This window comes from Mycobacterium shunyiense, from assembly GCF_058270035.1.
This window is the reverse complement of record NZ_JBZDPT010000047.1, coordinates 595,904-615,973: the sequence shown is the minus strand read 5'-3', so window position 1 is coordinate 615,973 and position 20,070 is coordinate 595,904. Positions and strand designations below refer to the sequence as shown.

Sequence of the window (20,070 nt, the reverse complement as noted above, 5' to 3'; positions counted from 1 at the left end):
ACGGCCACTGTTACTCGCCCGTTAGTCGAATCAGCTGCGATTCTGCCTGCGCCACAGCTGCTTCGGCGTTTCGTACCCGATTCTGCAGCTCATCGGCGGATTGTTGCGCGAGGTCGAGTTGCGCTTCCGCTGCATCGAGGTCGCGCTGTGCGGCCGTGAGCGTCTCGAGGACTTTCTCGTAGCGCCGGCGTGCGGTTTCGACCTTGCGCCGGCGTTCCTTCAACGCTGCGAGAGCATCGTCGTTTGCGGCGCGGGCCTGGCCCAGTTCGGATGCGGTGGCGTCACGGCGGCGCCGGGCCGTCTCAACCGCAGCAGTGTCCTCGTCGGACTGCTTCTCGCGCGGCGTCGGTGGTGGTGGGGTGGGTCCCGGCGAGGATCCTGTGTCGGGCCGGGAACGCGTGATCACAACGGACGATGCTCCGAAGTCGCCGAATCCTGACCACTCTTCCGCTCTGGACAGCCGGCCCAGACGCGCAGCGACCTCGGGATCGGCGATCGCTGCCTGGAGTGTGCCGGTGACGTCGTCGCGCAATGCTGCTGTCGGATCGGGCAGTTCGGCCGCCGCGAATCCGGCGCGGGTCAGGTCCTGCACGAGGGTTCGCTGCGTCGCCGACAGCTCACGGATGCGTTGACCATCCATGGCCGCGTGTGCGGCGCGCAGCGCTTCGTGCAGGTTGGTCAATTTTGGGCGGACTGTCGCGTCGGTCAGTGCGAGCAGGTTCACCACCCACGCAGCCGTCGTCGGCCGACGGGCTGAGGCGATCGCCTTGGCCGCCGATGCATCTCCACGCTTCTTTGCCGCTGCCGCGAGCTCATTGCGCCGGGCGGTGAACTCTTCGGGCCGCATGCCGTAGAGCGAGTCGAGGTCGTCATCGACGGTCAACGCAGCCTCACAGCGGCGCAAGTCCATTGTCCGGCAGTCACACTCGCCCCCCGAATGCGCGGAGTTCCTGCACCGTTGCGCTGGGCCCGGCCATGGTGATCTCGCCTGCTGCTCGTCGACCCGACAGCCACCGGACCAGATCTGGGGCAGAGCCACCGAGGATCACTTCCGGTCCCGACGTCGGTCCGACTGACCACTGCCGGCGGCCGTCGCTCATGCTGACCGTTACTCGAACTCCCGCAGGCAGTTTCTTGACCTGGTACCGCAGTACCAGTGGAATGGCCTCCGTCAGCGTCACCGGCGCGGCGTGGGCGTCGTTGTCGAAACCGACGAGATCCTCGTGATGCGTCCAGTATTCGAACAGAGCCAGCGGCGCCACCGTCGGTTGCAGCAGCAGCCGCGGCATCGGCCGACGCAACCGATCGATCACTGCCGCGAAGCCGTGTCGCTGTTCCCGGCGAAGCGCAATGTCGACCATCTTCGGTGTACCGGACACCGAAACACCACGCGTCACCAGGGATCGAGCAATGAAGGTCGTCACACCTCCGTAGCGTTCTTCACCAGCCAGATGGGCCGCAAGGTGCAGCGCCGTCCACCCGCCACACGCGGTAGGGGCTGACGGGCCCAACTCGACCAACGACTTCGTCAATGCTGCGCGTTCGGCCTTGACGTCCTCTGCGATCGTCATGACCAAAAGTGTTACCGCAGGGCGACGTCGGCGGTCACCTTTCCGCCGATTTCACCGATGGGTGGTCAGCCTTTCCAAACCACCTTGTCGGTACCACCGGCGTCCCGATAGACCACGCTGTCGGGCGCGGTGCCACCGCGTACGTCAAAGTAGACCCGCCCGGTCGTTTGAGACCCCGGTGCGATCGGTTGGTTGGCAAGGCCGTCCGTCTGGTTGCCCTTCATGTCCGCGTAGGTGGAGCTGTTGACAGCCCGAGCGTTGAAATCGGAAATGTTCGGCGTCGGGGAGCCGCTGACGGCCTCGGCCGTCACATCGGCATACCAGATCCCGTCGTTATGACCGCTGGGCTGCAAGTTGCTCACGGTGTAGTCGATGGCGCCACCTGGACTGGGAACTTCTGCGGTTTGGCCGAACTGGAGCGTTTCCGGATCTGCGTATGCCGGAGTCGCTGCCACCATTCCGGCTGCCGCGATCCCGGCCGCAGCTGCCATCGTCTTCATTGCGATCTGCGAGAATGCCACGTTGGGCTCCCTCCGCCGTATTCCTGTTGTGTGCAGGAGTAATTACCTTCTTCTTCACCCGAGGGGTATCCAAACTCAGGTCCCTCAAACGTGCGACCTGCTACTGGTGGCTCGTGTTCGTGCGAAGGTACTGGTATGACAGCGTTTGTCATCGATGCCCCGGTCGCCGTCAAGCTCGCCGCTGATGGAGCCTCGATTCCGCCGGAGCACAGCCTGGTGGCGCCCACGCTCTTGCGTTCGCAGGCACTTGCCCTGGTGTACGAGTCGGTGCGACGCGGCGAGATCGACGACGCGGGCGCCCGCAAGGTCCTCGACGGTATTCGCGGGCTGCGGATCCGACTCCTGGGCGACCGGGTACTACAGGACCGCGCTTGGCGAATAGCCGCCCAGTTGGACTGGCCGGACACCTACGAGGCCGAGTACATCGCACTGACCCAACTGCAGGCGGACGCGCTGGCCACCGCGGACAGGAAACTCGCAGATGCGGCGCGCGCGTTCGTCGAAACCGTTTCTCCAGCAGAGATTTTGCGGCCATAGCGTGCGGTCCATGCCGCGTTTGTAACCGAGTGGCGGCGAAACTCGAATTTCTCCGCCACCACGTTACGTACGTGAGGGTTCGGTGGCCGGGAGGCGGGCAGGTCTCGCCTCTGGTCACTTGGTGATGTGCAGCCGGAGTTCACGTCTACTTCAGGACGATGACCACGGCGTAACCGTCATGGTCACCGGTTGTCGTGGTGGCGGTGTTGTACGAGTTGTCCAACGCCACCATCCCGCCATAGGTCGCCCGGCCGCTGGCGAGCAGCCGAAGCGCGAGCGCATTTCGGGCGAGGTTGGACGAGACGTACGCATGTCTGGGTAACAGGTCGTAGATGACGAACTGTTCGGTGCTGAACGAGCCACTCCAGACGTACCCCGCGCTGGTCTCCACGGGGTCGGGCCCGAAGATTCGGCCGTGGTTGTTGGGGAACAGGAAGAAGTTGTCCGAGTAGCCCAGCAAGGGGCCAGTGGGCTGCTGCCCATAGGTCACATCGTCGATCGTGCCTTGGAACCCGGTGCTGTGGATGGGCTGGGCGGGGTAGCCGGACCAGAACATCGCCGTGTTGAGCTTGTAGGCGGCCTCAGCTGCGGACGTCGACGTCGGGTCGACGATGATGACGTTGACCGGCTCCAGCACCGTCCTGCCCTGGTGCGGCAGTCCACCGTAATCGGATATCTGCCCGTTGGACTGCAGCATCCATTTGCCGATATCGCCGTAGACCGTGGGGACCTGATCAGCGGGGGTCGGGACCCCCGGTGCGATCGCCGGAACAGCGTTGACGCCGATCGGGGTGGAGCTGGCCGCCGGCCCGAAGTGGTTGGCGGCGAGGGTGAAGCGTTCGACTTCCCGGTGGACCAACTGCAGCACCGCCTGCACCATGGGAATCGGAACTGCCGGTGCACCACCGGTATTCGCCTCCGCCGGCAAGCCGACCGACGGTGCCGTGGCCGGAGAGCCGGTGCGAGTCGGGCCGGCGGTCGGCGTGGCGGCCAGACGCGAGCGGATCCGAGTGGCGTTGGGACGCACGCTCGTGGGTGAGGTCGAGGCCTCGGTCGCTCTGGCAGGTGCAGCGGAGCGCGCGGGAGCCGGGACCTTCCGCGAAATGCGAAGGGACAACCCCGGTATCGACGCTGGGCCGGCAGCGGCCGCCCGCTCGTCGCCGATCGGAGCCCGGCGGCTGTTGGCCGGTTTGATTCTTGGCGTGGGTGACAACCCGGGCTTGCGGGTCTTGGCGCCAGGCGATCCGACGGAGGGGGGACTCTTCACCGTGCCGGCGCCAGTCGATGAATCCGACGAATGTGCGGCGGAACCGCCGTTGTTGTCCGGGGTGCCTTGGGCATTGGCGATTCCGGCGCTGCCTGCTACCGCCGCGCCGATGCCCAAACCCAGCGCCAACAATCCGACGCGCCCAGCGTAGATTGCTGCTCCCGATCCGGTCGGTCCGGCGGAAGGTCGATGTTGCGCTGCGATATGCGAGGCACTGTGCCGACCCATGCTGTCCCGATCGTTTCCGGCGGATCACCACAACTGTCCGCATGTTCCCAGCCATCGTCGGCTGACGATGTTTATACCTGCGGTTTCCGGGCCGGGGTGCCGGTTTCAATCAGCGAATCGGGGAGACCGGAGATTTCGTGACGGTTTCAGTTGCGCAAAGGTACTGCAGCGGAGCCGCGATGCGAGGCGTCGACATCGCCCGGGTGGCTCTAACTTTGCCACCATGGCGGGATTGCGTTCATACGTGAAGCGCTGGCGCACAGCGGTTCAGGTAGCGGTGTCGGCGTTACTGGTCGCCATGCCCGGGCTTGTCATCACCCCCGTAGCTCAAGCGGCCGCGCCCGCGGCGAGATTGTGGGTGTCATCGACGTGGCAGACCGGCTTCATCGGCCACTTCACGATCACCAACCCGAGCGCCGTGCCGCTGTCCGATTGGAAGCTCGAATTCGACCTGCCGATGGGCGAATCCGTCTCGCACACGTGGAGCAGCAACATCACGCGGTATGGCACGCACTATGTGCTCACGCCCGCGAATTGGAATCGCATCATTGCACCTGGCGGTACCGCCACTGGGGGCCTCAGAGGCGTGTTGTCCGGGTCGTACGCGCCACCTTCGAATTGCGTGCTCAACGGACAATATTTGTGCATCTAGCGGCGGCTACGCAAAGCGTCGGGGTGCGCCTCGGCAAACGGGAAGCTGATCATTGACCAGGCTTCTACTGGCCGCCGTCGGACAGACCTGTACTGGGGTTTTGCCAGATTTCGGATGTTCTAATACAGTTCACGGCTAATTACTACACCTCTGTAGTGCCAGGTAGAGTGACACTGATCACATTGTGGCAATAAGGGTGGTAGTTGCCATAAATGTGACGTGTCGCCGGCGGGCTGACTCTTGCGTCGCCTCGGCCGAATCGCACATAGCAAACTTTTAGTCGCGTGCATCTGGTCGGATCGGCGCGTGACCGCCCCAGCGTGACCGATGCACGGTCCATCCCTGTCTTTTGGCGTCTGAATGGCGGTGGGAGCGGGCGGGCGCGTCGGACACGGCTCACAAATTTTCGCAGATCACAGAAGAGAGTACGACCATGCCGAAGTTCGGCGGACCAACCGAGGCGTTCGGAAAACAGAACCGCGCAAAGAAAATCATCACCACTGTTCTCGTCGCTACCGGCCTCGGCGGCGCCACCCTGCTGTCTGCTCCGACGCACCGGAACACCGTGGTGGCGGTGGAGCAACCGCCGGCGGTGGACCCAGTCACCAAGAACGCCGCAGCCGTGGTCCCCACGCCGCCACCGGTGGTGGTCGGCAAGGACTCCAGCGCGCAGGACATCGTCAAGGCCATCGTGAGCCAGGGCCACGCCGCCAGACTCAGCGAAGACCAGATCAAGACCGTCATCGCCACCGCGAAGATCGAGTCCACGTTCCGCCCGACCGCCTCTGGCGGTGTGCAGGCCTATGGCAGCTCAGGTGGCGCGGCTGATGAGGTCATCGGCCTGTTCCAGGAGAAGGCCAGTTTCGGCACCGTCGCCGAGCGTCAGGACCCCAACAAGGCGATCGCCCGGTTCATCGCTCGGTTCACTGAGGCGTCCAAGAAATACGCCATCAACGGCGACAGTGTGCTGGCAGCCACGCTGGCGCAGAACCCACAGCTGCTCAAGTTCCGCGGCGGCGGCGTCGGCACGCACTACTACAACACCATCAAGGCGGCGATGAGCGCGGCCGCGGACTTGTACAACCAGGCCGCCGGCCCGGTGCTGCAACCGGTTACCTGACGGTTCCCCTCAGACCGACTTGGTGAGGCCGTAGTAGGCGACCACATCGTCGGTGTCGGTGGTGGAACTGGTCAGGGTCGCGTAGGACCGCAGGAAGGACTGGCCGACGCAGCCGTCCACCTTGATGTGAACGTCCTTCAACGTGACGCGCACCGGCGCGGCCTTGAACGACTTCTTGTTCACCGAGACGTTGGTGACGGTGCCGGGCTTGGGGTGGACCTCCAGGGTGCCCGAGATCGGCATGCTCACCCCGGTCGGGATGATGCCGGCCAGCGTCGAGCCCGACGTGCTCAGACCGATGGACCCGATCAGACGGACCTGGCCCAGCTCGATTCCGCAGCCGATCTGGTAGCCCGTGTCCAGCGTGCCGCCGGTCAGCGAGGTGGATCCGCCGCCGGTGACGGTGCCGGTGAAGGTGGCTCCCACCATGTACTCACGTGACGATGCCGCGGTGGTCAGCGGCGCGACCGGCAGCTGGCTCTCGTCTTTGGCCGACACTGTGAGTTTCCAGCCGTCGGGGGTGGTGACCACGCCCGGCTCGGCGGAGGCGACCAGCCCGTTGTCCGGCGGTGGTCCGGCATCGACGGGTGCGGCGGGATCCGGCGGTGGTGGCGGCGGGTCGGCTGACGCGAGGGGCGCCAACGCAACCGGGGCCAACATACAGACAGCGGCCAATGTGGCGAAACGATTCAACATGCGGGAACTTGTGCCTCTCATGGGGTTCGAATCCGAGGTATCGGCGTCGTGATCGGGGCGAAAGATGGTCGGTGCCGTCGCGGGGCCGCGGTCAGACGGCCTTGGTGACGCCGAGGTAGGTGACGACGTCGTCGGTGTTGTCGGTGGAGCTGGTCAGCGTCGCGTAAGTGCGGATGAACGACTGACCGGCGCACTGATCGAACTTGATGCGCACGCCCGTGATCGTCACGCGAGTGCCCGTGCCCTTGAACGACTTCTTGTCGATCGGAACGATGGTCACGGTGCCGGGCTTGAGGTAGACCTTGCCCTGCAGGCTGACACCGGTACCGAGGCTGGCATCGCCGGCCGAACCGGTGAACGGGATCTTGATGCCTGGGGTGAAGCTGATGCCCGGGTTGATTTCCGTTTCGTCAGTGATGATGCCGCAACCGATCTGGGCGCCGGCTTCGAGCGTGCCGCCGGTCAGTTTGGTCTTGCCCCCGCCCGATACCTTTCCGTTGAAGGTGCCGCCGACGAGGTACTCACGTGACGACACCGCGGTGGTCAGTGGTGCGACCGGCAGCAGGGTTTCGTTGGATCCGGCGACCGTCACGTGCCAGCCGTCGGGGGTGTCGAGGACTCCGGGGGGCGAGGACGGCACTGCGCCCGTGTCCGGTGGGGGCGGGGCGGGCGCCGCCGCTGCGGCGGGCACCGCGGGGTCCGGCGGCGGCGGGGGATCTGCATATGCAAGGGGCGCAATCGCTACAGGGGCCAACATGCAGACTGCAGCCAGGGGGGCAAAACGACTCAACATGCGTGAACTTGCGCCTCTCGTGGTTTTGGGCCCTGCGTTATGCGACGCGCCGTGGTCGTCAAAAATCAAAGGGCCCAAGGAATCTGTCGCGACGAATCATGAACCGGTCGCGTTTCGGTTTGGTGAACAACGTCCCAACAGTTGCCACCTCATTTCCGTCGAGCTGGAATCGCCGAACCTGTGAGATTGCTGGGAAATAGCGTGTGCTGCAGCGCATTACATATATGAGGCATCGGCGGGTGCGGCCGGCGCACAATGGACGACCGTTAGGGGGAACGGGTTGGCCTGCAGTTCACCTTTTGGACATGTGGACCCTCGACGGTGAGGTGCATCCGGGGGGACGGCAGATGCGTCGATGAGGCGCGGACGTCAACTGTGGCGCCTTGGCGTCGAACTGCTATCCGACTGACGGAGGAATCGTTGAGGTCGTCTCAGGTGTACGAGCGAGGCGTGGCATCGTTGCTCATTGCCTTCAGCATTGGGTTTGGTTCCGCGCCCGCCGCGTTCGCGGAACCCGGCGATGAGGCGGGCGCACCGGGGCCGGGGGCGCCCGCGGTGCCCGAGTTGCCGCCGGTGACGGCGGGTGCGCCGGTTGCAGGTCCGGTGCCGGTGCCGGTCGCGAGTACGGATGACCCTGGCGTGCCTGCGGTTACGGCTTGCTCGACGTTCGCCAACGCGCTCGATTCGGCATCAACCTTCTACGGCGATTTCGCCGATTCGATCGAAGGTGTGGAGCGGCCCGACTACGGGGATCCGACCATCAGTACGACGAACACCAGTGGCCGGACGGCGCTGCGTGAAGCCGCCGCGTCGGCGATGAATGCCGCAGGCACACCGGGACTCTCGCCCGACATTGCCAACCCGATGCGCTCATGGTCTTTCGGTGCCACCAAGCTGCTGCTGAAGATGGGGCTGCGGACCGGCGGTCAATCGCTCAACGACACGGCGACCCAGCTCAACAACGATGCCAACAACGCGCAGATGGCCTGTGCCGCCGCGGGCACACACGCCTGACGAAGCGCCAATCACGTTGGAATGATCGGGTAATCGCGGCTCGGGCCGGCACCTGCGATCTTTGAACATTCACCCACCTGCGCGGTGCACCGTGCCTCCAGTAAAGGATTACCGTGATCCGGCTTGTGATCTCGTTGGTTGCGCTCGTGCTGATGGCCACCAGTTGTTCCGGCAACAGCGACACAGTCCCGGGGCCGCCGAAGGACGTGCCCAAGTCGGCACTCGAGGGTCTGCTGCTCAGCACCGAAGAGGTCAACACGCTGATGGGGGCCGACGGGATGACAGCGCACCCACCGGTCACGGAGATGAGCGACCATCGCAACCTGCTGCCCAACCTGAACTGCCTGGGCGCCTGGCAGGTAAACGAGTCCGCCATCTACGGGGATCACTGGGCCGCGATGCGCCAGGTGCTGCTGCGGGCACCGGACAATGACAACTGGGAGAACCTTCTGGTGCAGTCGGTGGTGATCTTTCCGTCTGCGCAGGACGCCGACGACTTCCTTGCTCAGTCGGCGGAACGCTGGTCCAAGTGCACCGACCACAAGGTGAACATCACGCTCAACGGTGAACCGCTGCCCAAGTGGAAGAGCGGCACGCTCACCAGAACCGAAGACGAACTCACCCTGCCGTTCACCCGCGTCGACGGTGACCAGACCCGCGACTGCCAGCGCGCGCTGGCCGCCGCCGCGAACCTCGTCATGGACATCCAAGCGTGCAAGCCGGCGGGATCCTCAGTGACCCAGGCAGCCGACGTGGTGGACAAGATCAAGGCCGCGATGCCTCGATGAGGAGTGCTGACCACGGGGTAGTCTGAGCCACGCAGCTGGTTTGTCGGCGCCGGGACGTTTACGGTGCCGACATCGAGCGTCGCAGGCTGATCGAGATGCGACGTGAGAGGGAACCCGGTGAGAATCCGGGACTGTCCCGCAGCGGTATGCAGGAACGACCGCCGTCATCAGCACTGGCCCGCAGAAATCTGCGGCTGGGAAGCGACGGCCAGTAGGAGCACGGTCCACGTGCGTGCCTGTGAGTCCGAAGACCTGCCAGCCGTACCGGGCGCGCCGCGTCCGGTGGTTCATCGCCTCGCGGAATGGGCAGTGGCCGAAAGCGGTTCACTCGTGGCGGGTGGCTGCGTTCGGCTCGGTGTCTCCTAGCGGTGGCCATCCTCTTCGTACGTTGAAGGACCTCGTCATGAGCACAACCGCAACACCGTTTTCCGCCACCATTCTGGGGTCACCCCGAATCGGGCCCAATCGTGAACTCAAGCGTGCCGTCGAGAAGTACTGGGCCGGGCGGATCGATCGCGCCGAACTGGAGTCCGTCGCCGCTACTTTGCGCCGCGACACCTGGAAGGCGCTGGTCGCGGCCGGGCTGGATTCGGTCCCGGTCAACGATTTCTCCTATTACGACCAGGTGCTCGACACAGCGGTCCTGGTCGGTGCCCTGCCGTCCCGGGTCGACGGCATCGCCGATGACCTCGACCGCTACTTCGCCGCGGCTCGCGGGAACGACGACATCGCGCCGCTGGAGATGACCAAGTGGTTCGACACCAACTACCACTACATCGTGCCCGAGATCGGGCCGGGCACCACCTTCGCGCTCAACCCGGCGAAGATACTCGGTGAGCTGGAAGAGGCGGCAGCCCAAGGTGTTCCGGCTCGCCCGGTGGTGGTCGGCCCGATCACGTTCCTGGCCCTGTCCAAGGCGGTCGAGGGCGCCGACGCTCCCACGGCCAGGCTGGACGAGCTCGTCGGTGTGTACGCCGAACTGCTCGCGGTGCTCGCGGACAAGGGCGTCACGTGGGTACAGATCGACGAACCCGTCCTGGTGACCGACATCCTCGACAATGCTGCCGAGCTGGCTGAGCGCACATACACCCGGCTGGCTGAGCTGGCGAAGCGGCCGGCGATCTTCGTCGCGACCTACTTCGGTGCACTCACCGACGCATTGCCCGCTCTGGCGCGGACGCCGGTCGAAGCGATTGGCATCGATTTGGTGGCCGGATCTGCCTCGGCGCTGTCAGCGGTTCCCGAGCTTGCGGGCAAGCTGCTGGTGGCGGGCGTGGTCGACGGGCGCAACATCTGGCGTACCAATCTTGAAAGCGCGCTGCACACCCTGACGGCACTCCCCGGAAATGCCAATGCAGTTGCAGTTTCGACGTCATGCTCGACTCTGCATGTGCCGTACACGCTCGACCCGGAAGACGGTCTCGATGGCGCGCTGCGCAGCTGGTTGGCGTTCGGCGCCGAGAAGGTCTTCGAGGTGGCGACTCTGGCGGTAGCGCTGCGCGACGGCGAAGAGAAGGTGGCCGCCGAGATCGAGTCGTCCAACGCGGCGGCCGCGTCGAGAGCCGGCGATCCCCGGCTTCACAACGACAGCGTGCGGGCTCGGCTGGAGTCCGTCCTGGCGGGCGGCATCAGCCGCGGTGCCGCCACCGAACGTCGCAGGGCGCAGGATGAGCGGCTCAGCCTGCCGTCGCTGCCGACCACCACAATCGGCTCGTTCCCGCAGACCGTTGACATCCGCAAGGCGCGGGCGGCGCTGGTGGCCGGCGAGATCGACGAGGCCGAGTACCGCAACCGGATGCAGGCGGAGATTGAATCGGTGATCCGGCTGCAGGAGCAGCTTGGGTTGGACGTGCTCGTGCACGGTGAACCCGAACGCAACGACATGGTGCAGTATTTCGCCGAGCAGCTCGACGGCTTCTTCGCCACCAAGAACGGGTGGGTCCAGTCGTATGGCAGCCGTTGTGTGCGTCCGCCGGTGTTGTTCGGTGACGTCACTCGTCAGCAGCCGATGACGGTTGACTGGGCTACGTACGCGCAGTCGCTCACCGACAAGCCGGTCAAGGGCATGCTCACCGGGCCGGTGACCATCTTGGCTTGGTCTTTCGTCCGCGATGACCAGCCGTTGGCCGACACCGCTTTTCAGGTCGCCCTGGCAATCCGGGACGAGACGGTGGACCTGCAGTCGGCAGGTATCGCGATCATCCAGGTCGACGAGCCCGCGCTACGCGAACTGCTGCCGCTACGCACCAAGGACAAGGAGGCCTATCTGAGTTGGGCGGTCGACGCGTTCCGGCTGTCCACCTCCGGGGTTGCCGACTCCACGCAGATCCACACCCACCTGTGCTATTCGGAGTTCGGTGAGGTGATTGGGGCCATCGCCGACCTGGATGCCGATGTGACGTCGATCGAGGCGGCCCGATCGCATATGGAGGTGCTCGATGACCTCAACGGCATCGGCTTCTCCAACAGCGTCGGCCCGGGTGTGTACGACATCCACTCGCCCCGGGTGCCCGGGGTCGACGAGATCGTCACATCATTGCGGGAGGCGCTCAAAGCCGTTCCGGCCGAGCGGCTCTGGGTCAATCCCGACTGCGGTTTGAAGACCCGGACCACTGATGAGGTGACCGAGTCGCTCAAGCATCTGGTCACCGCTACCGCGAAGGTGCGCGCGGGGTAGCCCGGTGTCGGGGTCAGCTCGTGGCGGTCTGAGCGTTGAGCCAGGCCGCCAACGAGCGCCCGGCCTCCAGAACGTGGCGCTCGGCGATGGTGCGGGCGGCCTCGGCGTCCTTGGCCTCCAGGGCGTCCAGCAGCTGCTCGTGCTCGTCGAGCGAGTGTTTCTCATGCTCGGGAAACACCGTCAGGAAGTTCGACGGCACCACCCGTGCGGCCTGTCGGATCTGGGTCAGCAAGCGAGGGGAGTGGGCGGCGCGGTGAATCTCCTGGTGGAACAGCCAGTTTGCCTCGCCGATGCTGTCCTCGCCCGACCGCCGGGCAACGTCGGCGGCCAGTTCGCGTAGCCGGGCGAGTTCGTCAGGTGTGATTCGTTCGGCCGCCCAGGCGGCGGCCTGCCCGGTGAGGACACCGAGGATGGTGAAGCTGTCGGTCACGTCTTCGGACTTGACGCCGATGACGGTGATCCCGCTGCGGGGAGCCACCCGCACCAGCCCTTCGAAGGACAGTTCCAGCAGCGCCTCCCGTACCGGGGTGCGGCTGGTCGCGAACTCTTCGGTGATGGCATCGAGGTCGATGCGTGACCCGGGCGCGAGCACGCCGGTGATGATCCGGTCGCGCAGTTCGCGAGCCGCGCGCTCGCGAACGGTGCCTGAGATGTCAAGCGGGGTCATCCGTGCAGCGTACCGATCCGTCAAACATCATCCTTGATATCTGATATATCAGATGTTAGATTCCGAACATGCGGACAGATCAGATGGCGCTCGTGGCATTCATGCAGGCAGGAAGCACCTCGGTATACGCGGGTTCGTGGCGTCACCCAGCGACCGAGCACGGCTATCTCGACGCGTCGTATTACGCGAAGGTCGGCCGGCAGCTCGAAGAAGGTTGCTTCGACCTGATGTTCTTCGACGACCGCCTGGCGATGCCCGGGATCTACGGCGGCTCGGTGGACGAGGCGGTCCGCTATGGGGCACGGCCGGTCAAGCTGGATCTGAGTGTCATCCTCGGAGTGCTCGCGCAGACGACGTCCCACATCGGACTCGGTGCCACCTACTCGACTACCTATTACGCCCCATTCCACGTCGCCCGCACCTTCGCGACGCTGGACCATCTGTCCCGCGGGCGAGCGGCGTGGAACGTCGTCACCTCGGTCAACGACAGCGAGGCGCAGAACTTCGGTCTGGAATCCCACCTCGGTCACGACGAGCGCTACGACCGCGCCGACGAGTTCCTCGACGTGGTCGCGGGACTCTGGGACACCTGGGAGGACGGCGCGATCCAGCACGATCGGGCATCTGGCTACTACGCCGATCCGGGCAAGGTGCACGAACTCGGCCACGTCGGCCGTTACTTCTCCTCGCGTGGCCCGCTGACCGTGCCGCGCACGCCGCAGGGGCGTCCGGTCATTCTCCAGGCCGGTTCGTCGGGCCGGGGGCGTGAATTCGCCTCACGCTGGGCAGATCTCATCTTCACCGGCGATCCTGGCATCGATGTGGCACGCGAGCATTACGGCGATCAGAAAGCGCGAATCGCCGCGACCGGGCGGGATCCCTCATCGGTGCGGATCTGTCCGATGGCGTACGCGGTGGTAGGCGAGTCCGAATCCCACGCCAAGGAACGTGAGGACATGTTCCTCAACGACCTGGTGGATCCGATGGCGTCGCTGACCCTGCTGTCGGAGTTGATGAACTACGACTTCGCCCAGCACGATCTCGACGACCCGGTGACCGATGAGCTGATCGCCTCGGTCTCGGGCATCCGGGGCCTGGTGCAGAACCTGCGCGCACATATCGGCGGGGACAAGGTGACGGTGCGCGACCTGGCGGGACATCGTGCCACCCTGCTGCAAGGCCCACGCTTCGTCGGCACCGGAACGCAGGTGGCGGACCAGATGGAGGAGTGGTTCACCAGCGGCGCCTGCGACGGATTCGTCATGGCCGCAACGCATTCCCCGGGATCCTACGAGGACTTCGTCCGGATGGTGGTGCCAGAGCTGCAGCATCGGGGATTGTTCCGCACCCAATACAGCGGGTCCACTCTGCGTGACCACCTGGGTCTGGATCGGCCCGCCGGCGCACTCACCAGGTCCGCGTCGTAGATGGGCGGCATGCTCAGCGGGATTCGGGTGCTCGACCTCGCCACGCTCGCGGCGGCCCCCCTGGCCGCGACGTATCTGGGCGAGTTCGGAGCTGATGTCATCAAGGTTGAACAGCCCGGGCAGGGTGACCCCATCCGCACCTGGGGCAACCAACGTGACGGTGTCGGGTTGATGTGGAAGTCAGTGTCCCGCAACAAGAAATCGGTGACCGCCAATCTGCGGGTGACCGAAGGCCAGGATCTGGTGCGGCGCCTGGTCGAGAAGTCGGACGTCGTGATCGTCAACACCCGGCCGCAGACACTGGCCAAATGGGGTCTGGATTACGAGTCGTTGCGGTTGGTCAACAATCGTGTCGTGATGCTGCACATCACCGGGTACGGACTGTCCGGGCCCAAGAGCGAGCGCCCCGGGTTCGGCACACTGGGCGAGGCGATGAGCGGATTCGCCCATGTGACAGGCGAAGCCGAAGGTCCGCCGACTCTGCCCCCATTCATGCTCGCCGACGGGGTGGCGTCGCTGAACGCCGCCTATGCCGTGATGATGGCGCTCTATCACCGCGACGTGCACGGCGCCGGTGGTCAATTGATCGACATCAATCTCGTCGACCCGCTGGCTCGACTGCTGGAGCAGAACCTGTTGGGGTATGACCAGCTCGGTATCGTTCCGCGCCGCGCAGGCAATCGCTGGGACATATCAGCGCCCCGCAACACCTATCGCACGTCCGATGGGCGTTGGCTGGCCATGTCCGGAAGTTCGCCGAGCCTGGCATTGAGGGTATTCCGCGCCATCGGACGCGATGACCTGGTGTCCGACGACGATTTCTCGGATCCTCAGCGTCGGTTGGCGCGCGCCGCCGAAGTTGACTCGGTTGTCGCGGAATGGGTTGCCGCGCATACCTTGTCGGAGGCAATGGCGGTGTTCGACGCTGCCGAAGTGGCCGCCGCGCCAGTGTACGAGATCGCCGATCTGGTGGCTGACGAGCAACTGCAGCATCGTGGAGTGTTCGTATCGGTCGCCGACGACGAACTCGGCGCCATGACGGTGCAGGCGCCGGTCCCGAGATTCTCGGGGAACGCCGGGAGGGTGGACTCGCTGGGCCCCCGACTCGGTGAACACAACGCCGAGGTCTACCACGAGCTGTTGGGTCTGACAGCTGAAGAAATCGATCACTTGCACACCGTTGGTGTGCTCTGACACTCAGTTATGCAAAGGAATTCACATCTCATGACCAATCTGGTTCGCCGTTCTGAGCTCGCCCTGCCTGCCTGCAATGACCACATGTTCATCAAGGGAGTCACCTGCGGTGCCGACTTGGTGTTCCTTGATCTGGAGGACGCGACTCCGGTGGGGCTCAAGGTGGAGTCGCGGGCCAAGGCCATCCGGGCGCTGACCGAGCTCGACTGGGGCCGGACCGCACGCGCGATCCGGATCAACGGTCTCGACACCCCGTGGTGCCACGACGACATCATCGAGGTCGTCACTCATGCCGGTGCCCAACTCGACACCATCGTCATTCCCAAGGCCCGCACCGCCAAGGACGTCTGGTGGGTCGACCTGCTGCTGACCCAGCTGGAAGAAAAGCTGGCCTTGGAGAAGAAGATTCGGCTTGAGGTACTGATCGAGGAGGTCGAAGGACTGGCCAACGCCGAGGAGATCGTACGGGCGAGCCCGCGACTGGACGCGGTGATCTTCGGCGTCGGCGACTTCTCGCTGTCCCAGGGTGCACGGGTGGACACCAATTTCGTGCCGATGGGTGAGTACCCCGGTGACTTCTGGGCGTATGCGCGCAACAAGATCATGGTCGCGGCGCGAATCGCCGGAATCGACGCCATCGACTCTCCGTACCCCGACTACGCCGACGTTGCCGGCTACGAGGCCGAGGCGCGTCGATCGTCGCTATACGGCTACACCGGAAAATGGGCCATCCACCCCAGCCAGGTGCCGATCGCCAATGAGGTGTTCGCCCCGTCGGCCGAGGAGGTCGCATTGGCGCACCGCAACGTCGCGGCGTACCGGGAGGCCGAGGCGGCGGGTCGTGGAGCGGTCGGAGTCGAGGGTGTTCTCGTCGACGCCGCTCATGTGAAGAAGGCCGAAGAGGTGTTGGCCCGCGCCGCGCTGATCGGCGTCGCGTAGGCCCACTACTGCGATGTATCAACCGAACTCGATGACGTTGGTAGGCGCTCGGAAGCGCCGGAGCGAGCGGGTTCGGTAGACGAGTGCCGCGGCGCGCGACAGGACCTTGCCGCGTCCCGCCGGCATCTCGAGTTCGTGTACGGCACGAACGCCGCGGATGGCACGCAGCTCGTCATACCGGTCGGCGGTCAACGAGAACGGCATCGGCGGCGCGGTGTACTCCTTGCTGAGTTTGATGCCGCGTCGCTGCGAGTACCAGCTCAGAAATCGAGGGACGCTGTCGAAGATCAGCTGTCCTCCGGGGAATCTGGCGGCACATGCCGCGATGAGATTCAACACCGCGTCGCGCTCCAGGTATTGGAATAAGCCCTCGGCGGTGATCAGCACACCGTTGGCGGGGTCAACCTGGTCCATCCAGGAGTAGTCGAACGCGGACTGTGCCAGGTTGCGGAGTCGGTCCGAGGGCGGAAGCAATTGCTGACGCAGCCGCACAATCGGCTCCAGATCGACAGAGAGCCAATTCATCTCGCCATTGTCGAGGCGCCAGAAGCTGGTCTGCAGGCCCTCGGCCAGGGCAACCACGGTGGCCCGCGGCTGCATCTGCAGATAACGGCGGGTGGCGTTGTCGAACGCGACGGCCCGCAGGGCGGTGGCCTGGTGCGTACGGCCGAAATGCTGGTAGTCGTACCCGAGGCTATCGCGCAGCGCGATCGCCAGCGGGTCCTCGATGATGCCGTCGGGACGCGCCGCCTCGGCTGCTCTCTGGTGCAGGGTCAGGAGCGCGGTCTCTGAGATCGCGGTCAGGTGACGAGCATCGATGACTGGCATGGGCCGACCGTACCCGTGAACGCACAAGCAGCGGCACACGTGTCACACCATCGAGAGTCATTGCCCCGGTTGACCGGTCAATACCGACTTCTCGGGAACTTTCTGGCGCACGGGCCCGACTAGCTGAATTACGAGGCAACGCGTACCGGGCTGTGTGGTCGCAATCAACGCTCATGCGAGGAGGTGATGACGTGACCGCACCGCTCTGGTTTGCGGTGCCTCCTGAGGTGCATTCGGCTTTGTTGACCGCCGGACCCGGTCCAGGATCCCTGGTTGCGGCAGCTGCCCAGTGGCAGGGCTTGAGTGCGCAATACAGCGCAGCGGCGGTGGAACTCACGCAGATCCTGGCCGACGTGCAGACCAGCAGTTGGGAAGGGCCCAGCGCCGCACAGTATGTGGCTGCCCACGGCCCTTACCTGGCGTGGCTGGAGCAGGCTTCAGCCGACAGTGCCGTCACCGCCGCGCAGCATGAGGCGGTCGCTGCGGCGTACAGCAGCGCGCTGGCAACCATGCCGACCCTGGCGGAACTCGCGGTGAACCATGTCACCCACGGCGTGCTGCTGGCCACCAACTTCTTCGGTATCAACACCATTCCGATCGCACTCAACGAGGCCGATTACGTGCGGATGTGGTTTCAGGCGGCCGAATCGATGGCCACCTACGAAGCGGCGGCCGCGAGCGCGTACTCGGTGGTTCCGCAGACCCGGCCGGCTCCGTCGATCCTGGCGCCGGGGGGAGAAGCGCCGAGCGAGCAGCAGAACACGTCGAGCACAACCTCAGGCGACCTGCCGCTGAACGACATCTGGAAGCTGATCTCGGACCTCATCTCGGGAGCCGGCAATCCCCAACAGCTCCTTGAAACGTTCCAACAGTTCTTCGCGCAACTGGGTTTCAACCCGGCCGAGACCGCCATCCTCGCCGCCATCGCGTTGGTGCTCTACGACATGCTCTGGTACCCGTACTACGCCTCGTACTCGCTACTGCTCTTGCCGTTCTTCGCGCCGGCGCTCAGTGCCCTCAGCGCGTTGAGCGCACTGACGCTGCTGCAGAACCGGGTTCCGGTACCTGGCTCGATGCCAGGACCCGCCGATGTCGACGCCGGCCATCGCGCCGGCGGGTCGGTCGATGTCCGAATGCCGCTGCCCCTGTCCACGGGGCCAACAGCACTTCCGCAGCCCACTACGGGGTCAGGTGTACCCGCCCCGAGCAGTCCTGGTGCCGCGGGCGGACCGGCAGGCCCGTCCCTCGCTGGCTACGCCGTACCGGGTCTGGATCCGCCGGCAGTGGCGGCAGGTCCGAGGGCCGGTGCGAAATCCCCTGGAGAAATGGCGGATACCTTGGCCACCGTCGCGGCGGCCAGGGCAGCGGTCATCGCGCGTACTCGTCGAAAGCAGTCTGGTCGCGACCGAGACCGCGCCCGGAGCTACCGCCACGAATTTCTGGAGGACACCGAGGCAGCGGAGGTCCCTGATAGCGGCCGACCCGCGTCACCGCTCTCCAGTGCCCAGGGGGTGACCACTCTCGGGTTCTCCGGCGCCGCTGCGGTCGCCGCGAATGCAACCGCGGCGGGAATGGTTCGGTCTGAAAGCTCCGGAGAATCCGTCCCGATGCTGCCGGCCACCTGGACAGGTAGTTCACAGAAAAATCCCGAATAGCCGGAACTTTCAACGAGTTTGATTCGACCAATCCGGTAGTCGCACAACTGTGCCGAACGAGGAGAAGAGTTGACGCTGAATGTGTTGGGGGAGGGGCTCGGGGCGCACGTCACGGGAATCGACCCCAAAAATCTCGACGGCATCACCAGGGACGAGATCAGGGAGATCGTCTATCAGAACAAGCTGGTGATTCTGAAAGACGTTCATCCGACGCCCGAGGAATTCCTCCGGTTGGGCCGCATCGTCGGCGACGTCGTCACGTACTACGAGCCGATCTATCACCACAAAGACCACCCGGAGATCTTCGTTTCCTCCACCGAGGAGGGGCTCGGCGTCCCGAGGACCGGTGCGTTCTGGCACATCGACTACATGTTCATGCCCGAGCCGTTCGCGTTCTCGATGGTGGTACCTCTCGCCGTGCCGGGGACTGACCGAGGGACCTACTTCATCGATCTGAACAAGGTGTGGGAATCCCTGCCCGATGCCGTGCGCGACCCCGTCCGTGGCACCTTCGCCACGCATGATCCGCGGCGGCACATCAAGATTCGCCCGCATGACGTGTACAAGCCGATCGGCGAGGTATGGGATGAGATCTCCAGGACCACGCCTCCGATCGCCTGGCCGACGGTGATCAGACACCCGAAGACCGGGCAGGAGATCCTGTACATCTGCGCATCCGGCACCACGAAGATCGAGGACGAGAACGGAAGTGTTCTGGATCCCACTGTGCTGCAGGATCTCATGACCGCCACCGGGCAGCTCGATCCGGATTTCACCTCGCCGTTCATCCATGCCCAGCACTACGAAGTGGGCGATGTCGTGTTGTGGGACAACCGGGTTCTGATGCACCGGGCGAAACACGGAACGACGCCAGGAACTCTGACGACACATCGGCTGACCATGCTGGACGGCCTCACAACACCGGGATATGGGGTATGAGAATGAGCACCGCCGAAACACTGTCCGTGGTCACGAGTGGGTACGACATCACCCACATGGCGCCGATCCCCGAGGATCTGCTGGTCAAGGTGTTGGAACCCTATTCCTACAAAGGGTGTCGGTACCTTCTCGATGCGGAATACGAGGCCACCGAGACCTCGGTATCCGCCGTGGGGAACTTCAGCATCAAAGAGCCCGCATACATCCGGGACACCGGTCACTTCAACGCCGCCGAATGGGTCCTGTGCTTCAACCAACTCGCGTACAGCGCATTTGCGCCGGCCATCCTCAACGAGGTGATACCCGAATTCCGGGGTTGGTCGATCGAGGACTACTTCAACTATCAACTCCCCAGCATGTTGATCAAGACGACCAAATCACGGTTCAAGCGTCCGATCAAGTCCCAGAAGTTCTCGGCGCGGTTGCTGTGCAAGGACTTCGAGGTGGTCGACCGGACGATCCGCTATCTCAAGATTCCGTGCACGGTCGAATTCTGGGATGAGGACGGGGGCGCCGCATCCGGCGAAGTCGAACTGGCCGCACTCAACATCCCCTGA

Annotated in this window: 21 protein-coding genes and 1 riboswitch; of the genes, 13 read left to right on the top strand and 8 right to left on the bottom strand. The window is 64.7% G+C overall.

Features of this window, described 5'->3' with window-relative positions:
• Nucleotides 1–10 precede the first annotated feature (10 nt).
• The 3 genes from AC4ELS_RS30070 to AC4ELS_RS30060 form a co-directional block, all read right to left on the bottom strand.
• A complete protein-coding gene (locus AC4ELS_RS30070) occupies nt 11–910 on the bottom strand; it encodes a hypothetical protein (protein ID WP_499050607.1) in 900 nt (299 codons plus the stop codon).
• A 10-nt stretch (nt 911–920) separates the two neighbouring features.
• Nucleotides 921–1,571, bottom strand: a complete 651-nt coding sequence (locus AC4ELS_RS30065; RefSeq protein ID WP_064885229.1) for a maleylpyruvate isomerase family mycothiol-dependent enzyme — start codon at nt 1,569–1,571, stop codon at nt 921–923.
• Nucleotides 1,572–1,636: 65 nt separating this feature from the next.
• On the bottom strand, nt 1,637–2,092 hold the full coding sequence (locus AC4ELS_RS30060; RefSeq protein WP_064885227.1) for a DUF1942 domain-containing protein: 456 nt from the start codon (nt 2,090–2,092) through the stop codon (nt 1,637–1,639).
• A 135-nt stretch (nt 2,093–2,227) separates the two neighbouring features.
• On the opposite strand from AC4ELS_RS30060, the gene AC4ELS_RS30055 reads away from it, so the two are divergent.
• Nucleotides 2,228–2,629 carry a type II toxin-antitoxin system VapC family toxin gene (locus tag AC4ELS_RS30055; protein ID WP_498883318.1) on the top strand — a complete coding sequence of 134 codons (402 nt, stop codon included), beginning with the start codon at nt 2,228–2,230 and terminating at the stop codon, nt 2,627–2,629.
• A gap of 145 nt (nt 2,630–2,774) precedes the next feature.
• On the opposite strand, the gene AC4ELS_RS30050 is transcribed toward AC4ELS_RS30055, so the two are convergent.
• Nucleotides 2,775–3,497: a hypothetical protein gene (locus AC4ELS_RS30050; RefSeq protein ID WP_499050604.1), complete on the bottom strand. Its 723-nt coding sequence runs from the start codon at nt 3,495–3,497 to the stop codon at nt 2,775–2,777.
• A 10-nt stretch (nt 3,498–3,507) separates the two neighbouring features.
• Here AC4ELS_RS30050 and AC4ELS_RS30045 point away from each other — a divergent pair, with 10 nt between their 5' ends.
• The 3 genes from AC4ELS_RS30045 (at nt 3,508) to AC4ELS_RS30035 (ending at nt 5,896) form a co-directional block, all read left to right on the top strand.
• The gene (locus AC4ELS_RS30045) at nt 3,508–4,047 is read left to right on the top strand and encodes a hypothetical protein (RefSeq protein WP_064887006.1); all 540 of its coding nucleotides are present in this window, start codon (nt 3,508–3,510) and stop codon (nt 4,045–4,047) included.
• Nucleotides 4,048–4,347: 300 nt separating this feature from the next.
• A complete protein-coding gene (locus AC4ELS_RS30040; RefSeq protein WP_499050601.1) occupies nt 4,348–4,776 on the top strand; it encodes a cellulose-binding domain-containing protein in 429 nt (142 codons plus the stop codon).
• Between the two features lie 433 nt (nt 4,777–5,209).
• Nucleotides 5,210–5,896 (top strand): hypothetical protein, encoded by a 687-nt coding sequence (locus AC4ELS_RS30035; RefSeq protein ID WP_064958738.1) that lies wholly within the window; start codon nt 5,210–5,212, stop codon nt 5,894–5,896.
• A 9-nt stretch (nt 5,897–5,905) separates the two neighbouring features.
• Here the strand turns inward: AC4ELS_RS30035 and AC4ELS_RS30030 are convergent, their stop codons facing one another.
• Together AC4ELS_RS30030 and AC4ELS_RS30025 are read right to left on the bottom strand one after the other, a co-directional pair.
• Nucleotides 5,906–6,592, bottom strand: coding sequence for an MspA family porin (locus tag AC4ELS_RS30030; protein ID WP_463804814.1), 687 nt, complete (start codon nt 6,590–6,592; stop codon nt 5,906–5,908).
• Nucleotides 6,593–6,683: 91 nt separating this feature from the next.
• Nucleotides 6,684–7,385 (bottom strand): MspA family porin, encoded by a 702-nt coding sequence (locus AC4ELS_RS30025; protein ID WP_448448246.1) that lies wholly within the window; start codon nt 7,383–7,385, stop codon nt 6,684–6,686.
• A gap of 450 nt (nt 7,386–7,835) precedes the next feature.
• On the opposite strand from AC4ELS_RS30025, the gene AC4ELS_RS30020 reads away from it, so the two are divergent.
• From AC4ELS_RS30020 to metE, 3 genes are all read left to right on the top strand, one after another.
• On the top strand, nt 7,836–8,399 hold the full coding sequence (locus AC4ELS_RS30020) for an Rv2240c family protein (protein WP_448448247.1): 564 nt from the start codon (nt 7,836–7,838) through the stop codon (nt 8,397–8,399).
• Between the two features lie 113 nt (nt 8,400–8,512).
• Complete coding sequence (locus AC4ELS_RS30015) at nt 8,513–9,187, top strand: sensor domain-containing protein (protein ID WP_499050597.1); 675 nt, start codon at nt 8,513–8,515, stop codon at nt 9,185–9,187.
• 57 nt (nt 9,188–9,244) lie between these two features.
• Nucleotides 9,245–9,461: riboswitch (cobalamin riboswitch) on the top strand.
• A gap of 129 nt (nt 9,462–9,590) precedes the next feature.
• A complete protein-coding gene (gene metE, locus AC4ELS_RS30010; RefSeq protein ID WP_499050595.1) occupies nt 9,591–11,864 on the top strand; it encodes a 5-methyltetrahydropteroyltriglutamate--homocysteine S-methyltransferase in 2,274 nt (757 codons plus the stop codon).
• Nucleotides 11,865–11,877: 13 nt separating this feature from the next.
• On the opposite strand, the gene AC4ELS_RS30005 is transcribed toward metE, so the two are convergent.
• Complete coding sequence (locus AC4ELS_RS30005) at nt 11,878–12,531, bottom strand: GntR family transcriptional regulator (RefSeq protein ID WP_064885992.1); 654 nt, start codon at nt 12,529–12,531, stop codon at nt 11,878–11,880.
• 68 nt (nt 12,532–12,599) lie between these two features.
• Here AC4ELS_RS30005 and AC4ELS_RS30000 point away from each other — a divergent pair, with 68 nt between their 5' ends.
• The 3 genes from AC4ELS_RS30000 to AC4ELS_RS29990 are packed head-to-tail and all read left to right on the top strand — an operon-like array spanning nt 12,600 to nt 16,091.
• The gene (locus AC4ELS_RS30000; protein WP_448448251.1) at nt 12,600–13,958 is read left to right on the top strand and encodes an LLM class flavin-dependent oxidoreductase; all 1,359 of its coding nucleotides are present in this window, start codon (nt 12,600–12,602) and stop codon (nt 13,956–13,958) included.
• A 9-nt stretch (nt 13,959–13,967) separates the two neighbouring features.
• Entirely contained in the window at nt 13,968–15,152 is a 1,185-nt protein-coding gene (locus AC4ELS_RS29995; RefSeq protein ID WP_064886039.1) for a CaiB/BaiF CoA transferase family protein, read from the top strand.
• A 30-nt stretch (nt 15,153–15,182) separates the two neighbouring features.
• Nucleotides 15,183–16,091: an HpcH/HpaI aldolase/citrate lyase family protein gene (locus tag AC4ELS_RS29990; protein WP_064885996.1), complete on the top strand. Its 909-nt coding sequence runs from the start codon at nt 15,183–15,185 to the stop codon at nt 16,089–16,091.
• An 18-nt stretch (nt 16,092–16,109) separates the two neighbouring features.
• On the opposite strand, the gene AC4ELS_RS29985 is transcribed toward AC4ELS_RS29990, so the two are convergent.
• Complete coding sequence (locus tag AC4ELS_RS29985; RefSeq protein WP_499050592.1) at nt 16,110–16,919, bottom strand: class I SAM-dependent methyltransferase; 810 nt, start codon at nt 16,917–16,919, stop codon at nt 16,110–16,112.
• A 191-nt stretch (nt 16,920–17,110) separates the two neighbouring features.
• Between AC4ELS_RS29985 and AC4ELS_RS29980 the strand changes: the two genes are divergently transcribed.
• From AC4ELS_RS29980 to AC4ELS_RS29970, 3 genes are all read left to right on the top strand, one after another.
• Nucleotides 17,111–18,574 (top strand): PPE family protein, encoded by a 1,464-nt coding sequence (locus AC4ELS_RS29980; protein WP_448448252.1) that lies wholly within the window; start codon nt 17,111–17,113, stop codon nt 18,572–18,574.
• A gap of 69 nt (nt 18,575–18,643) precedes the next feature.
• On the top strand, nt 18,644–19,513 hold the full coding sequence (gene scoE, locus AC4ELS_RS29975) for a (3R)-3-[(carboxymethyl)amino]fatty acid oxygenase/decarboxylase (RefSeq protein ID WP_064886003.1): 870 nt from the start codon (nt 18,644–18,646) through the stop codon (nt 19,511–19,513).
• A 2-nt stretch (nt 19,514–19,515) separates the two neighbouring features.
• Entirely contained in the window at nt 19,516–20,070 is a 555-nt protein-coding gene (locus AC4ELS_RS29970) for an FcoT family thioesterase (RefSeq protein WP_064886005.1), read from the top strand.

What these genes read in the sequence shown, in the direction of transcription:
- AC4ELS_RS30070 (WP_499050607.1), bottom strand. Translation starts at nt 910, where the DNA reads ATGGACTTGCGCCGCTGTGAGGCTGCGTTGACCGTCGATGACGACCTC.
- AC4ELS_RS30065 (WP_064885229.1), bottom strand. Translation starts at nt 1,571, where the DNA reads ATGACGATCGCAGAGGACGTCAAGGCCGAACGCGCAGCATTGACGAAG.
- AC4ELS_RS30055 (WP_498883318.1), top strand. Translation starts at nt 2,228, where the DNA reads ATGACAGCGTTTGTCATCGATGCCCCGGTCGCCGTCAAGCTCGCCGCT.
- AC4ELS_RS30045 (WP_064887006.1), top strand. Translation starts at nt 3,508, where the DNA reads ATGGGAATCGGAACTGCCGGTGCACCACCGGTATTCGCCTCCGCCGGC.
- AC4ELS_RS30040 (WP_499050601.1), top strand. Translation starts at nt 4,348, where the DNA reads ATGGCGGGATTGCGTTCATACGTGAAGCGCTGGCGCACAGCGGTTCAG.
- AC4ELS_RS30035 (WP_064958738.1), top strand. Translation starts at nt 5,210, where the DNA reads ATGCCGAAGTTCGGCGGACCAACCGAGGCGTTCGGAAAACAGAACCGC.
- AC4ELS_RS30030 (WP_463804814.1), bottom strand. Translation starts at nt 6,592, where the DNA reads ATGTTGAATCGTTTCGCCACATTGGCCGCTGTCTGTATGTTGGCCCCG.
- AC4ELS_RS30025 (WP_448448246.1), bottom strand. Translation starts at nt 7,385, where the DNA reads ATGTTGAGTCGTTTTGCCCCCCTGGCTGCAGTCTGCATGTTGGCCCCT.
- metE (WP_499050595.1), top strand. Translation starts at nt 9,591, where the DNA reads ATGAGCACAACCGCAACACCGTTTTCCGCCACCATTCTGGGGTCACCC.
- AC4ELS_RS30005 (WP_064885992.1), bottom strand. Translation starts at nt 12,531, where the DNA reads ATGACCCCGCTTGACATCTCAGGCACCGTTCGCGAGCGCGCGGCTCGC.
- AC4ELS_RS30000 (WP_448448251.1), top strand. Translation starts at nt 12,600, where the DNA reads ATGCGGACAGATCAGATGGCGCTCGTGGCATTCATGCAGGCAGGAAGC.
- AC4ELS_RS29995 (WP_064886039.1), top strand. Translation starts at nt 13,968, where the DNA reads ATGCTCAGCGGGATTCGGGTGCTCGACCTCGCCACGCTCGCGGCGGCC.
- AC4ELS_RS29990 (WP_064885996.1), top strand. Translation starts at nt 15,183, where the DNA reads ATGACCAATCTGGTTCGCCGTTCTGAGCTCGCCCTGCCTGCCTGCAAT.
- AC4ELS_RS29985 (WP_499050592.1), bottom strand. Translation starts at nt 16,919, where the DNA reads ATGCCAGTCATCGATGCTCGTCACCTGACCGCGATCTCAGAGACCGCG.
- AC4ELS_RS29970 (WP_064886005.1), top strand. Translation starts at nt 19,516, where the DNA reads ATGAGCACCGCCGAAACACTGTCCGTGGTCACGAGTGGGTACGACATC.